The organism is Reichenbachiella agariperforans (assembly GCF_900142205.1).
GTDB classification, from domain to species: Bacteria; Bacteroidota; Bacteroidia; order Cytophagales; family Cyclobacteriaceae; genus Reichenbachiella; species Reichenbachiella agariperforans.
Genome location: NZ_FRAA01000007.1, coordinates 225,002 through 239,968, shown reverse-complemented (window position 1 = coordinate 239,968; position 14,967 = coordinate 225,002). Strand labels below are relative to the sequence as shown.

Below are 14,967 nucleotides of genomic sequence, written 5' to 3'. Positions count from 1 at the left end.
TTCTCTCTATTACAATCCCAATTTGATGACTTGATTGACTACCTGATTGGTCCGTACTATTTGTTCGCCATTGCGCCATGTCACAGTCAGCTTATCGATTGATTGGTTTTCTGCCAAACCAAAGTGAACTATGTTGAGCAAACTCTGTGAGTGAATAGCTCCCGCAGAAGCCACTCTTCTTTTTTGAGTGCCGCTAGCTGTCTCGATCTCCACTACAGCAGAGAGAGGGTCTACTTGTCCGACAGGACTATAGCCTACATGAATCAGTGCAAAACCACCCAGCTTGGTTGTTTGATTGCCATAGAGGTACCAGCGACCAGGGTTATCACTCCCATTGAGCATGTCAATTTTACCATCCAAGTCAAAATCAAACCCCTGGCCCATGTCTCCGTGTCCAGGGTCTTCCCAATCGTGTGCCCCATGGCTCATGACTTGTACAAAGTGTCCATTTTGATCATTGATCAGTAGGAGGTCTTCTACCCGCTGACGCAGCATCCCGAATCGATAGACAAAGAGGTCGTCATACCCGTCGTTGTTAAAATCCGCCACTGTCACACCTTGGTGATTGCCACCCTTCGGGATATTCGTCTCTGTAGCTACCTCGACAAACTGCTCCCCATCGTTGCGCAACAGTACATCCTGTACATTGCTATTCTGTGGAGCCCAATCGGTATGGACGGTCTTCACACCACCCAGAGACATCCGCATCCCCCAGAATATATTCGCGTCTTTGACCCATTCCATCTGCCACTTCCCCTCACCCAAGTAGCCCACATACCATCCATTGGCACGACGATCATCAGGCCAGCCTGTTGCTTGCTCAGGCTGTAGTACAATTGCCTCCGTCGGCGTGTCCATCGTCAGCTTCTCTCTCCCTAGATAGATTGGGTACGCTCCATCATATCCTCTATACCAATGAAAGAACTCCTCCAATATCAGATCGCCCTCCGTCTCAAAGGTCAATCCACGCCGACCTTCACTTCCATCGTCCCTGAGATCCACTGTCCCCGCTATAGCATCAAAATCCAAGGATTGATTAGCTAATTCATAGTACACCTTGCCTCGCGTCAAATAAATATCCAAATCTCCGTCTCGATCATAATCCACAGGTGCAGCGGCAGTAATCAGCTTCATCCCTTGGTAGCCTTTCGGTAGCATTTTTTCTGATACTTCCGTGAAAGTCAAGTCTCCATCTCCCAACCACAGAGACAGTGGTGAAAACAACACTAAATCGTCATAACTATCGCCGTTGAGATCAGTCACCAAGATACGCTCAGCATCGGCATGCTCTATCTCTGGGCTACTGAAATAGGTAAAACTTCCATCTCCTTTGTTTTCATACACAAAATTCCTTGGTCCAGTTTCGTGGATGATTTGGCCTGCATTGATCATCAAGAGATCCAAATCTCCGTCTAAATCCATGTCAATCCATCGCACCGAGCGTCCACGTGCCCCTTGCGTGACACCTACCTCCTGGGTCACTTCGACAAACTCCCCTTCATCGTTTCGAAACAAATGGGGTGGTGCTGGAGTTGTGCCATTGCCACCTCCCTGTGCCACGATGATATCCAAATCTCCATCTCGATCATAATCTCCCGCTGCAGTACCGTGTACATCCCAACGAATAAGCGGCTTTTCATTTTCTATGACAGTGCCATTACCTTGGTTCCAAAACACCTGAGCGGGTACTTTGTCATGGTTGTTGAGGACAAAATCATAGTCTCCATCCCCATCGATATCTGCTACACTGGGTCCCCCATATTTCCAGGTCAGCTCCGTATCAAACTCCGCAGCTGTAGAGATATCTACAAAACGAGGCAATGCCGGACCTTCATATCGCTGCAAGGCTAGGCTCTTGATTCGAAGGGTTCCACCATTTGCCCGAAGGGTATACCTATGCTCTCCTGCTGTAAGTCTACGTGCCAAGACCACATCCACCTGGTGTAGCCCTAGGCCTGGAATACTGACCCGATCCAAAAGCACCGTCTCTCCCTCCAACATACTCAACCTTGCCTCTCGCTCCAACGCCTCTACTTCGCACACGACACGGTAGTGTCCAGCTACTTCTACTTGCATAGCAGGTAGAGTCAGGCCCTCCACAGGGAGGACCTGCTCTAGGTGGATTGGGTTGGAATTCGGTGCGGCACACGCCGTTAAAAAACAAAAAACTACAATTACTATCTGGCTATTTCTTGACATTCTATTTCTCTTCTACTGCTTGATATGACACCTATTCAGTTGAACCCAATCGTCTCTGGTACATCTGATGATTGACCATCCGCACCGAATCCACCAACTCTTGGTAGGGCGTATTCGTGATGGTTACAAACCCTACATTGTAGTTTTCTCCGTCCTCACGTCCAGTCACCGCTTGATCCGTGTACTGAAACCAATGTGCCCCTACAATCTGTGGATTGGCTATCGCACCACGGATGTACTCGGCATACTTGTGTCCTCTATCGGCTTGGTTTTTGGCCACCTTCACGCCAGGATGCGTATGTCCGCGATCGGTCGCTCCGAAGTGATACTCTCCGATCATGATGGGGCGATCTATCCCAGTCGGCAGGCTCAAATTGGCGATGCTGTACTCGTACTTGTTGAAACTCACTATGTCGCAGTACTCCGCAGCAGCAGCCACGGTTAGGTCATTGTTAGCCCAGGCAAAACGACAGCCTAGGTACATCTGATTGGGAGCGATACGATGAAGCTCTTCGCTCACTATTCGAAAATAAGTTTCAGCGATCTTCCCATAAAACGCATTCAAATCGGATTGTGCATTTTCCAATCCCTCATGCTCTTGGCGAATTAGCAAATCCTGCCATGAGGCATAATCCGTCTTCCATGCGCCATTCAATGCTTTGATGTCGATGTATTTTTCTTGAAGATCCTTGACAAACTCAATTTTGGAAGCTTGAGTAGCTGGGCTATGGAGCGCAGCGATAGCCAAAGAACCTTTCAATCCCCAGGACATTTCATTGTCCACGAAAAAGCCCATACACCATGGATCACCTGCACCCTGTCGCTGTGAAGCCATGTTGTCACGCACTGCGAGCCTAAACGCAGGATCAAACACATCGTGAAACTTGCCCCAAAACCCCTCAGACCCTTCGATTTTGGGGGTATTGCGAATCCAGACAGTACCGACGTATGGTGTTCGTTGTTGTGCTTTGAGTTGTGCATCGGACACATTGCCGAGCGTATTCATCCCCCAGTATCGCATACGTCTGTGTGTCAAATCAAGGAACTCTTCTTTCCATGTATCACCGAATGTTCGGTAGAGGTTGGCCTCCAAAAAACTGTAAGCTTGGAAAGGTATTTTGTCCTTGTAAAAACCATGGGAGGCCCAAGTACCAGCTCTGTAAAACTGCCCCAAAGGCTCAAGTTCGGTGGGTAACCCTTCAAAATAGTCCTCTCTCCCATCTATACCTGTCAATGTCATGTTGGCATTGACACAGTTGAGTCCATTGCTCCAAAACAAACGTCCCTCTGGGTCTACCATCCACCATTTCCCTTCATACTTTTCCACTCTAAAAAAGCCAGTAGCTTTGCGTAGTGGCCCTTGAGCATAGCCCCCGTATGGATCAAATATCCATCCTGATTTCGAGGCACTCATTGTCTCGATCTCTTGGGTGTAGTTGTCTTTCAACTCTTGTGTGCTGTGCGTTTTGCTTGGCCAATCTTGATGCTTGTATTGACCAAATGAATCAATGAAAGGTAAAAATGATTCGGAGGAATGCGACTGTAGTGACCCTACAGCCCACACATCGTGCAGCACAAATACGGTCTCACGAGTCGCATACCTAGGCCTAAACTGTATCGATTGAATTTTAGCCAAATCGGTTTTGGTCATGCCTGGAGCTCCACGCATCCCGACAAGAGGAACTGTGGGTTCGTTGATCCATGGCGTCCAAGCTAGGTTGACCGTGATCGTGTCCGTTTGGCCCGGCACCAAGTCGATATAGTCCGAACAGTACCAGCGTACAAGACCATCGGGATCATTGCCTACAAACATCTCTGCCTGCATGGGCTCACTGCCGATGTTGGAAACCACGGCCTGGACTTGCCATGTATCCCCCAACTCCCATGGTTGGTTTGCCGCACTGCGTAGCGTCAAAAATTGCCCTTTTACTTCTTCGTTGGTACGGATGCGCAACCCCTCTCCACCTTCTGTATTGATCAACTGATAGTCTAGTCCCGACACTTGCAGACGTGAGGTATCTAGGCTGCCCTGTGCGTCAAACAACAAACTGGTACGGTCACTATTTGTCATGCGTTGATCAGCGCACGATGACCACAGCATGGCTGCTACCAAAAATAGTTTGGGTATTGAAATGGTTTTATGAAAATACACTTGAGTGCTTTTATACGGATTGGAAAAATGTTGCTACCTCGAGTGAGGCAGCAACAATTACTAAATCAAACTACTTATTTCTCGTCACTCCCTTTCGTAGAGCCAGCCTCTCCTTTGCCTACATGGGTCGTTTTTCTTTTGCCTCTGAACCCTTTGATGCACTGGTAGTCATAGGACACATACTCGTGTGTGAGACCAAAACCGAAAATTGCAAATGGCTCTTCGGTATCTTTGGTTCTATCCAATCCTATTGCATGTGGTGGAGCAGGAATGGAGGCGATGATGTCAAAATTGATCCCATCAGGAGACCACTGTACGGTGTTCTTTTCTGGGCCGTCAGTGGTGATCAGCGAAGCAATCCCTCCCTTGTGCGGCCATACGCAGATTTCATGTCCACTGTTGGAGATCGGATTGTACGGCGACTTGACATAGGGCCCTTTTGGGTTGTCCGCGATGGCGACACCATGTCTGATTTGGCGTCCGCCAAAAGTAATTTGTTCTCCCATTTGCTCTCCTTTGTAGTAGAGATAGAACTTGCCCTTGTATGGCAAAATACATGGATCATGAACTTTGTGACTATCAAAATCCCCTTTTTTCTCCACTTTGAATCGGTTGTCTTCGGTACCTGCCCAGACGCCATTGTCAGCAGGGCTGAGGATTGGTTCTTTGCTTTTCGTCCAGGGACCATGAGGAGAATCAGACCATGCCAGACCGACTTGATTTTTTACCCGTACGTTGTAGGGGGATTTGACGGTCTGGTAGCTGAGGTAGTACATCCCCTCCCACTCCATGATCTCGACGGTGAATACTGAACGATCGTCATAGGCTCCTTTTTCGCCACGAGCGACGGCCATTCCTTCTTCTTTCCAGGTGATGCCGTCTTCGGACGTTGCATACCAGATATCACATCTATCCCATGGAAACACCTTTTCGGTTTCGATATCTCCGGCAAAACCGTCTGTCGGACCGACACTCTTGCTATACCATACGAAATATTTGCCATCGACCTTGATCAAGGCACTTGGGTCTCTACGAACCACTCCTTCTTCATAAGCCAAGTCTCCTTGGAGATAGAACTGCTCAAACTCACCAAACCACTCATTGGTCAACTCATCGGGCCACCTCAGTGCGCGCTTGGACGCTGCACTCAGGTGTGTCGTGTCTGTGATCCCCAAGAAGTCTACCTTTTCTGGAGTGATGACAATCTTGTCACAATCTTTTTCGGCCTCCGGTGGCTGACAGGCATTCAACCCTGCTGCTACCATCAGCGCTACTGCTATCTTTTGTAATCCCATTTTTTTGCTCATTTTGTTCTAATTTATCTTCCCTAATTACATCTCTTATGCCTACAGACCATTGCCAATCGCTACGATCACAATACCCAAGATCATGCAGATCAATCCCAAATACAGGGCATTTTTTGATTTGGAAGAGGCATTGATCCACTCCTTGGTGATCAAGCCACTGACGATCGCCACGGCTACCGATACGGTATTAAATATAGCGTATCCTACTGTCCCCCCTGTACTACCGAGTTTGAAAGCTGCATACGCAAATCCGGCAGATGCCGCGAAGTTGAGTATCCCCATCACGGTCGCCAACCCTGCGTTTCTACCAAAACTCGGTGAGTTGAATTTTGACCACAGCTTCTTGGCAGTCAACTGCTGGATGAAATAAACTGCGATGGCTACTCCTCCAGCCATGTAGATCACATACATCACCGCTACAGCACTCATCCATTCGGGATTGCCCTGCGCGATGACCGCCTCATGAATGACAGCTCCTCCGACGGTATTGGCATAGCTGAATCCTGTAGCGAGCAATCCGCCCACCACAGCAATCAAAATACCTGTAGCCATCGAGCCTTTTTTCTCCTGGTTTACTTGTTCATCGGCTTGGCGCATAATACCCGCTTTGCCATTGGCCACTACACCTACGAGTACCACGAATATCCCTCCCATGATCGTCGCAAAGACTGGCCTCTCTGGCAGTCCATTGATCACGAATGGTATCAATGACCCCACAAGGATGATCGTCCCTATGAAAAGAGAGAAACCGAGTGACAAACCGATATGGTTGATGGCCTTGCCCCACATCATCACGCCAATACCCCATAGCAAACTTGCTACGACCATGCCGATCAGTATGCCCATAGGGATGGCTGCCAGTACTTCACTGAACCCATCGATCAGTAGAAATGCCGCTACATTGGGTACCACGAAAGTGTTGATGGCAAAAAACAAACTCCAAGTGTTTTCAAATTCGAAATCCTTGGTAAATTTCTCTGGCAAGGCATACAACCCTAGCATCAGTCCGGCCAATACGGCCCATAGTATTCCTTCTATCATGTTCTTTAGATTTTAGAGTCAAAAATCAAGAGTCAAGATTCTCTCTTGCTTCTATGGCTCATGGTTCTCATTTATTAAAAATCAAATCTGTACACCGTCTGGCTCTTGTATGGTGCTCCTGGTGTCGCAAATACTTCTGGAGCTCCTGCTATATTCGGGCCGTTGGGATAGCGGTGGGTCTCGCAGCAAAAGCCACGGTATCTACCGTACTGCTCTCCCGATTCACGATGCAGCGCATCGGAGGTGAAATAACCAGAATAAAATAACATGCCTGGCTCGGTCGTCAATATCTCCAACTTGCGGTCAGTGGCTGGTTCGTCAAAAATCGCCACCTTACGTAGCTCCGTATTTTCATCAAACACATAATAATGCTCGAATCCAGTCTCCATCTGAGCAAGTGCCTCGCTGAACCTTTTTCCTTCACGCAAATCCGACGGATCCCCTACCACAGACGCCAGTTCCCCGTTGGGTACATTGGTTGTGTCTGGTTTCAGGTAGCAATCTGCCAAAATGGTTGCTTGGGTATCTTCAATCGTTTTTTGAAACCCCGACAGGTTGAAATACGAATGATTGGTGAGTGAAAGTGGTGTCTTTTGGTCCGTCGTAGCATGGTAACTAATGGACAGCTCGTTGGCCTCATTGAGCACGAACTGCACGGTGACTTGCACATTGCCAGGAAATCCCTCTTCCATGTGAGGGCTAAAAAGGCTCATCGCTACACCTCCATCGATGACTTCCCCTTTCCATATTCGTTTGTTGAAAGCCTTGACACCTCCATGCAAATGATTGGAGCCATCATTGGTCGCGACGCTATACTCTATTCCATCCACAGAGAATCTACCATCCTTGATGCGCGAAGCAAATCGACCCACCGTACACCCAAAATAAGGAGCATTCGCCAAATAGGCTTCAGACTGGTATCCTTCCATCGAGTTGAATCCACACACCACATCGACATGACCATCCGCTGTAGGCAGCTCGATCGAACTGATCGTTGCACCGTAGGTAATGATCTTTACCTTCATCCCTTGGTCGTTGGACAAGACATATTGCTCGATGTCCTCACCTTCATATTTCCCAAATGCTCTTTTCTCTACTTTCATATCATGATTTGTTTCAATGTCTACACATGCCCCGAATAAGCCACGGGCGCACTCTTCACTTCGTATGATTCCAACTTGTTCCACTCAAAAGTGACTCCTATCCCTGGCTCATCTGGAGCTACAGCTCTGTGGTTTTCTACTACCAATGGACGGATGGTGTACTCATCTATTGGGAAGCTGTGCACTTCCAACCACCCACTGTTGGGCTGTGCAGACACCAAGCTCACGTGTAGTTCCTGCATCCCATGCGAACAAACAGGTGTGTTGTATTTTCTGGACAGTTCGGCCGCTTTGAGCCATCCTGTGATGCCTCCACAGTTGGATGCATCTGGCTGAATGAAACCTAGTTTGGCTTGCTCAAATGCATATTCGAACTCATGGATGGTATGTAGGTTTTCTCCCATCGCCAAGGGCACATTGGTTGCCTCTGCAATTTTGGAAAAGCCCAAATAGTCATCCGGAATCGTCGGTTCTTCGAACCACGTGATATCACACTCCTCCATCCTCTTGGAGCACTCGATGGCCTTGTCTACACTCATCGAGTAGTTGGCATCCACCATGAAGGTCACGTCTGGACCGATGTATTCGCGTACTGCCTTGATGCGCGCGATATCTTCGTCGAGATTTTCTCTTCCTATCTTGATTTTGACGGCATTGAAACCTGCTGCGAGGTAGCCCTTCATGTTGTTCAATAGCTTTTCGAGGGGAAACATCAAATCGATCCCGCCACAATATGCCTTGCACGTATGCCCCGCACCGCCAGCCATTTTCCAGAGGGGCTGTCCTGTCTTTTTGCCCTTGATATCCCATAGTGCTATGTCCACCGTAGAGATCGCAAACGAAGCAATCCCACCTCTACCCACGTAGTGAATGTGCCACTCCATGAAATCATAAATCTCGTCAATGGCAGTACCATCCTTGCCTAGCAGAGCAGGTGCTATGTCATGCTCTAGCATCGCCTTGATGCTGTGCCCTCCTTTGCCACCTGTATAGGTATAGCCCGTACCTTCACTCCCATCCTCTAGTGTGATCGTAGTAGTCACCAATTCGAAGTGCGTATGATCACCATGCTTGGCATCCGACAGCACCTCCGATAGTGGGACATTAAAAAGCCGTACTTTGATATTTTTTATTTTGCTCATTTTGAAAAATCTATAGGCAATAGTCAGGAGCCCATATATCATGGACTCCCGAATACTTTAATATTTCACGTAAAACGTTTTCTTCTCCATGTACTGTTCGAAACCATATTTACCGTCTTCTCCTCCGCTACCGCTGAGTTTGTAGCCGTTGTGGAATCCTTGGTGCTGTTCGCCATGTCCTCTGTTGACATAGATCTCCCCGAACTCCAACTCGTCGTTGAGTCTGAGGATTTTCTTCATGTCAGTCGTGAACACCATAGCAGCCAATCCGTACGCACAGTCGTTGGCCCAAGCGATCACTTGATCAAAATCCTTGAACTTGATAACGGGCAAAATCGGTCCAAAAGCCTCCTCGTGTACGATCGTCATGTCTTGGGTCACATCTGTGATCACGGTCGGTTCGAACCAGTGCCCTTTGTCAAATCCCTTGCCGGTAGGTTTCTTGCCTCCAAATGCGATCGTCGCGCCTTCCTCGATACTTTTCGCTACCAGATGCTCCATGTTTTTGAGTTCGTTGGCGTTGACTTTTGGTCCCATATCTACACCCTCTTCCATCGGATTGCCTACTTTGATTGCGCGCGTCTTGGCGAGAAACTTCTCCATAAATACGTCGTAGATATCCTCGTGCACATACATGCGTTCGTTGCAGGTGCATACCTGTCCGCAGTTGTCCCATCGTGAGTGAAAAGTCGCCTCTACCGCCTGATCTATATCCGCATCCGCGAAAACTATTGATGGTGCTTTGCCTCCCAACTCCAACTGTACATGTGTCAAATTCTGCGCAGCAGTCTTGAAGATCGACTGACCTGCAGGCGTACTACCCGTCATGGTCACCATCTTAGTGATTGGATTGGCTACCAATGCTTCGCCCAATACACGACCTGAACCAGTGACGATATTCAATAGTCCCTTTGGCAAGCCAACTTTGTTGGCAATGTCACCTAACTCCAAAGTCGCCAGTGGTGTCTCCTGCGTAGGCTTCACGACTATGGCGTTACCAGCGATCAATGCTGGACCGATCTTGCGACCAGCCAGTGCCAGTGGGAAGTTCCATGCCGTGATCGCTACGACCACTCCTCTCGGGATTTTGTGAATCCAAATGTGCTCATCAGGGTTGTCCGACTGGACGATATCTCCTTCTATGGCTCTGGCACCATCACAGGCATACTCGATGAAACTGGCCGTCACATCTACTTCGAACTTGGCCAACGACAGCAATTTGCCTTGCTCTCTGGTGAGCAACTCACCGAGTCTATCTCGGTTGGCACGAATCTCCGCTGCAAACTTCCTCAATAAGTCTGCTCTCTTTTTGGCTGGCCATTTTTTCCATTCCTTCTGCGCTGTTTCTGCCGCTTGGAGGGCGAGAACAGCGTCCGCTTCTACTCCCATCGCCGTAGTAGCTACACTGCTCTCGTCGATCGGGCTATATACGGTATCTCTGTCTCCAGTCGTGGATTCTACCCACTCTCCGTTGATAAACAATTTGTAATCCTTCATTTTTTCAAGTATTTAGTACTAAGTAGAGAGCACAAAGACTCTTAATATTTTATAGGTAAAAGAGATTCAGTACTTAGTCTATGGTACCAAGTACTGAGCACTCATTAACGTCCCATCCAGCCTCCGTCGACTAGCATGATGCTGCCGTGCATGTAGCTAGATGCCGCAGATGCGAGAAACACTGTAGGTCCTGCAAAATCCGTCGCTTCGCCCCACCGTCCTGCAGGAATTCTAGAGAGAATCGACGCAGATCTGTCCGCATCGTTTCTCAATGCCTCGGTATTGTCAGTGCTGATGTAGCCAGGTGCGATTGCATTGACATTGACCCCTTTGCCTGCCCATTCGTTGGCAAAAGCCATCGTCATCTGACCGATTGCTCCCTTGCTCGCAGCATAACCAGGTACGGTGATGCCGCCTTGGAAAGTCAATAGAGAAGCCGTGAAAATCACTTTGCCACTGCCTCTAGCAACCATTTCTTTCCCAATCTCTCGTGTCAAAATGAATTGTGAATTTTGGTTCACTTCGATGACCTTGTCCCACATTTCATCTGGGTGCTCGGCTGCAGGAGTTCGGAGGATGGTTCCCGCATTGTTGACCAAAATATCGATCACTGGAAAGTCTCCTTTCACTTCTTTGATGAACTCATACAAAGCGTTTCTATCCGAAAAATCACATGTGTAAGCCTTGAACTTTCTGCCCAAAGCAGTGACAGCCTTTTCGACTTCTGATCCAGATTTTTCCAAAGAAGCACTCACCCCGATGATGTCTGCCCCTGCCTCTGCCAAACCTACGGCCATGGCTTTGCCGATTCCTCTCTTGCACCCAGTCACTAGGGCTACTTTTCCTTCTAATTTGAATGTATCTAATATGCTCATTGTATCTTATGTTGTGTGAATTTCTATTGGTAGTTCTGTTTACTGTTGACAGTCAATCAAGTATTTCATACCTGCAGGATTGTTGTCGATCGTTTCGAAAATCGACTGGATATTGTCCAAAGTATCCACTTGTGTGATGAGTTTTTCGAAAGGCACTTGCCCTGAATCTGCGATACGGATGGCCTCCTCATAATCCTCCTCCTCGTACAATCTCGCGCCCAATAGCTCGATCTCTGACCAGAAGAATTTGAACAAATCGACGGGTTTCTTCTCGCCACCATGGATGGCCACCATCACGATGCGACCTCTCACATTGACGACCTGCGTCATCGCCTCTACTCCAGGTGCTGAACCCGACACTTCAAATGCACAGTCAATCATTTTTTCGTTGGTGAGCTCACTGATGCGCTCTGTCAAACTTTCTTTGGCAGGATTGATCGTTGTGAACCCTAGGTCATTGAGCATCTTCAGTCTGTTTTCGTTGACTTCAGAGATGATGACATGCGCTCCCTTTTCTTGCAATACATACGCGATCAAAGTCCCAATAGGGCCACCTCCAATCACCAGCGTATGCTCTCCAGCGACTACACGTCCGATTTTCACATCGTGACACGCCACTGCCAATGGTTCGATAAATGCACCATGCTTGAGCGACAAGCTCTCGGGCAACTTGTGCAAAGTATAGGCAGGCACCGTCCAGCTATTTTGAAAAGCTCCCTGGCTATCGATTCCGATAAACTTCAAGTTTTTACCTACATGCGCAAAGCCTTTGTCAAAAGCATGCGGTGCACCAAAGTGCAACGGACGAACTGCTACTTTGTCTCCCACTTTGACGTTGGATACTCCTTCACCCAATTCAGCTACCGTAGCAGATGCTTCGTGTCCTACGGTCATCGGTGGCTTCACTCTCGCATCCATCACCCCGTGATAGATGTGTACATCTGTCCCGCATACGCCGCAGTACGCCACATCTAATCTTACTTCGCCCGCTCCAGGTTTGATCTGTTGACCTTCACCAATTTCGAACTTCCCTTTTTCTTTATAAAATGCTGCCTTCATCGTTTTGTCTCTTGTTATTCATTGTTGTAAAACCCACTTATTTGATTGTGACCTTCGCTACGCCAGCTTCCAATCCGTCTGCCGAGACGGTCACTTTGACTTCTCCTGTTTTGCCTTTGATGGATTGAAAAATCATCAAAGCCCTGCCCTGATCTGTGACTAGCGCATTGGTACTGTGCTGTTGCACATTGTACACCGACCCTGTGTCTACTCCCAGCAGTCTCGCTTCTCCAGCGATATCGAATGTGATTTTTCTGTTTTGGTCTTTGACAGGGCGACCGCTTCTATCCACTAGCTGTGCTACGACATGTACTACATCGTACCCATCTGCATCGATCTGCTGCTGATCTACCTTGAGCTCTACTGCATATGGAGCCGTGGTACTGTAAAGCACCTCCTCTATCTGAATACCATCCAGCGTACCGACCGCTTTGAGTTCTCCTTGAGCAAAAGGCACGGCCCACTTGTAGATATGATCTTCAAACTCCGACAAACTACGTTTGCCCAAGCTGCTGTCATTCAAAAACAACTCAATCTCATCACAGTTGGAGTACAGTTCGACACTGATCATTTCTCCCTCTTCGTACTCCCAGTAGTTGTTGACATCATGCCACTCCCAAAGTGCATGCTGCCAAGCCTCTGGATCCTTGGCTACCATGAGACCAGTAGCTTCGTCTATCGCGTTGATGGATCGGTCGAGTGTCTGCGTGGCGATGTAGATGCTTGGTTCCTCGTTCCAGAGGGACTTCATCATGTGGTAAGACGGCTTGGCGAACCCCGCAAAATCTACTATTCCACTTCCCGTGCCTTTTTTGGGCCATGGTCCCCTGATCTCTCCCAAGTAGTCAATCCCTGTCCACAAGTAGGTACCTGAAATAAACGGTCGCTCCATGATGGCCTTCCATTCGTGGTATTGCGCCAGATTCTCTGTCCCCATGATGACTTTGTCAGGGTAGTTTTCATGTCCATAATCATAAAGAATACGACGGTAGCTGTACCCAACTATGTCCAAGGTCTGTCCATACCCAGTCAGATGGCTGGCAGAAGGCAGGATACAATTGGCCACTACAGGTCGAGACGTGTCCATCTCTCTGGTCCATGCTGCGAGCTTTTGTGCCGTCTCTCCGATATCGTACTTGCCTCTAGGAAGAGTATCCAATCTCTGAGCAATCTGCTCGGTATTGTAAGGTGGTTCTGACCAAAAATAGTTGCCATTCCAATCCATGTTGTTGAAGAATCCTGTAGCCTCTGCAGTCCGTGGATAAGTCCATTCGATCTCGTTACCGATGCTCCATTGGATGATACTCGGATGGTTTCTATGTGCCAACATGACTGACTTCAGGTCACTCTCAGCCCACTCCTGAAAATACTGTGACGCCCCTTGAGTCTCGTAGTGAACTTCTTTCTCCTTGGTGTTCCAGCGTTTGTCTTTGGGGTTGTCCCACTCGTCAAAAAACTCATCCTGTACCAAAAATCCCATCTCGTCGCACAGTTGTAAAAACTCCTCAGAACCTGGATTGTGTGAAATGCGAATCGCGTTGCACCCCGCCTCTTTCAATACCTTAAACCTACGCTCCCATACGCCACGAGGTACTGCAGTACCCACAAGTCCACCATCATGATGCAAGCAGACCCCTTTGATTTTCATGTTTTCTCCATTGAGGAAAAAACCCTCGTTCGCATCGAAGCGGATGGTACGAATGCCAAAACGAGTTTTCTGCTGATCCACTGGGGTATCCTTGACATAAACGGTCGTGACTGCTTGGTAAAGCTTCGGATCATCTATTCCCCATAGTTCAGGGTGATCCACGGTCAGATTCACGTTGACCTTTTGCTGACTAGACTGTGTCAGCTTGATCTTTTCGGTTTGAGTCGCCACGACAACTCCCATAGGATCTACAATCTCTACGGTGTAGGATGCTTTGGTCTTCTTGTCTAGTCCATTGTCCAAGGTAAACTCCATGCTGACGAGTGCTTGCTCGGTCGTCACTTCGGGTGTTTGGACGAAGGTGCCCCATATCGGTACACGTAGTTTGTGACTGGACACCAACTTGACGTTGCGGTAGATCCCCGCCCCCGTGTACCATCTGCTATCCGCATAGCGCGTATGATCGATCTTGACGACCAATAGGTTGTCTTTTCCATCTGCATTGAGATAGGGAGTCAAGTCATAGTAGAAGGGCGAATAACCGTAGGGATGCTCTCCGAGAGAATGACCGTTGATCCATACTTCGGAGTGATTGTACACCCCGTCAAACAAAATATGATGCAAGCTGTCCTCGCTGACATGGAGGTCAAAGGTCTTCTGGTACCAACCGTATCCACCTCCATAGATGTAGCCTGTCGCTGGCGCAAACTGTGCATTGGCCTGATCGTAAGTCCCACCGATGACCCAATCGTGCGGTAGTCTGACCTCTGTCCATCCATCATCCGTTTGGAGATTGTGCGTGTAATCCCCTCCCATGACAGAGTCTTGTGTCAGTCTAAACTGCCAATCAAAATTAAAATCAACGGCTTCAGTCGCTTTTGCTCCCCAAGATATAGCCAAACCAAGCGCCAATCCGAGTACCTTATTTATTGTCCTTTTCATCC

Annotated in this window: 10 protein-coding genes; all 10 read right to left on the bottom strand. The window is 48.3% G+C overall.

Translation table 11 applies throughout. From position 1 onward, the window contains the following. Positions 1-9: 9 nt before the first annotated feature. The 10 genes from BUB99_RS16640 to BUB99_RS16595 all read right to left on the bottom strand — a co-directional run bounded on the left by BUB99_RS16640 (position 10) and on the right by BUB99_RS16595 (position 14,965). The gene (locus tag BUB99_RS16640) at positions 10-2,076 is read right to left on the bottom strand and encodes a CRTAC1 family protein (protein WP_073124358.1); all 2,067 of its coding nucleotides are present in this window, start codon (positions 2,074-2,076) and stop codon (positions 10-12) included. Between the two features lie 154 nt (positions 2,077-2,230). After that, on the bottom strand, positions 2,231-4,270 hold the full coding sequence (locus tag BUB99_RS16635) for a beta-galactosidase (RefSeq protein WP_221407520.1): 2,040 nt from the start codon (positions 4,268-4,270) through the stop codon (positions 2,231-2,233). 155 nt (positions 4,271-4,425) lie between these two features. Then, the gene (locus BUB99_RS16630; protein ID WP_245816866.1) at positions 4,426-5,658 is read right to left on the bottom strand and encodes a glycoside hydrolase family 117 protein; all 1,233 of its coding nucleotides are present in this window, start codon (positions 5,656-5,658) and stop codon (positions 4,426-4,428) included. A 39-nt stretch (positions 5,659-5,697) separates the two neighbouring features. Then, positions 5,698-6,699 carry an L-rhamnose/proton symporter RhaT gene (locus BUB99_RS16625; protein WP_073124354.1) on the bottom strand — a complete coding sequence of 334 codons (1,002 nt, stop codon included), beginning with the start codon at positions 6,697-6,699 and terminating at the stop codon, positions 5,698-5,700. A gap of 74 nt (positions 6,700-6,773) precedes the next feature. Further along, positions 6,774-7,802 (bottom strand): aldose epimerase family protein, encoded by a 1,029-nt coding sequence (locus BUB99_RS16620; protein ID WP_073124353.1) that lies wholly within the window; start codon positions 7,800-7,802, stop codon positions 6,774-6,776. 20 nt (positions 7,803-7,822) lie between these two features. Next, positions 7,823-8,944: a mandelate racemase/muconate lactonizing enzyme family protein gene (locus tag BUB99_RS16615; protein WP_073124495.1), complete on the bottom strand. Its 1,122-nt coding sequence runs from the start codon at positions 8,942-8,944 to the stop codon at positions 7,823-7,825. A 57-nt stretch (positions 8,945-9,001) separates the two neighbouring features. Continuing rightward, a complete protein-coding gene (gene aldA, locus BUB99_RS16610; RefSeq protein ID WP_073124351.1) occupies positions 9,002-10,441 on the bottom strand; it encodes an aldehyde dehydrogenase in 1,440 nt (479 codons plus the stop codon). Positions 10,442-10,545: 104 nt separating this feature from the next. Further along, positions 10,546-11,310, bottom strand: coding sequence for an SDR family NAD(P)-dependent oxidoreductase (locus BUB99_RS16605; protein WP_170863829.1), 765 nt, complete (start codon positions 11,308-11,310; stop codon positions 10,546-10,548). 45 nt (positions 11,311-11,355) lie between these two features. Then, positions 11,356-12,375 carry a zinc-dependent alcohol dehydrogenase gene (locus tag BUB99_RS16600; RefSeq protein WP_073124347.1) on the bottom strand — a complete coding sequence of 340 codons (1,020 nt, stop codon included), beginning with the start codon at positions 12,373-12,375 and terminating at the stop codon, positions 11,356-11,358. Positions 12,376-12,412: 37 nt separating this feature from the next. Then, the gene (locus BUB99_RS16595; RefSeq protein ID WP_073124345.1) at positions 12,413-14,965 is read right to left on the bottom strand and encodes a glycoside hydrolase family 2 TIM barrel-domain containing protein; all 2,553 of its coding nucleotides are present in this window, start codon (positions 14,963-14,965) and stop codon (positions 12,413-12,415) included. Between the last annotated feature and the right edge of the window lie 2 nt (positions 14,966-14,967).

What these genes read in the sequence shown, in the direction of transcription:
- BUB99_RS16630 (WP_245816866.1), bottom strand. Translation starts at nt 5,658, where the DNA reads ATGAGCAAAAAAATGGGATTACAAAAGATAGCAGTAGCGCTGATGGTA.
- BUB99_RS16635 (WP_221407520.1), bottom strand. Translation starts at nt 4,270, where the DNA reads ATGACAAATAGTGACCGTACCAGTTTGTTGTTTGACGCACAGGGCAGC.
- BUB99_RS16595 (WP_073124345.1), bottom strand. Translation starts at nt 14,965, where the DNA reads ATGAAAAGGACAATAAATAAGGTACTCGGATTGGCGCTTGGTTTGGCT.
- BUB99_RS16625 (WP_073124354.1), bottom strand. Translation starts at nt 6,699, where the DNA reads ATGATAGAAGGAATACTATGGGCCGTATTGGCCGGACTGATGCTAGGG.
- aldA (WP_073124351.1), bottom strand. Translation starts at nt 10,441, where the DNA reads ATGAAGGATTACAAATTGTTTATCAACGGAGAGTGGGTAGAATCCACG.
- BUB99_RS16600 (WP_073124347.1), bottom strand. Translation starts at nt 12,375, where the DNA reads ATGAAGGCAGCATTTTATAAAGAAAAAGGGAAGTTCGAAATTGGTGAA.
- BUB99_RS16615 (WP_073124495.1), bottom strand. Translation starts at nt 8,944, where the DNA reads ATGAGCAAAATAAAAAATATCAAAGTACGGCTTTTTAATGTCCCACTA.
- BUB99_RS16620 (WP_073124353.1), bottom strand. Translation starts at nt 7,802, where the DNA reads ATGAAAGTAGAGAAAAGAGCATTTGGGAAATATGAAGGTGAGGACATC.
- BUB99_RS16640 (WP_073124358.1), bottom strand. Translation starts at nt 2,076, where the DNA reads ATGCAAGTAGAAGTAGCTGGACACTACCGTGTCGTGTGCGAAGTAGAG.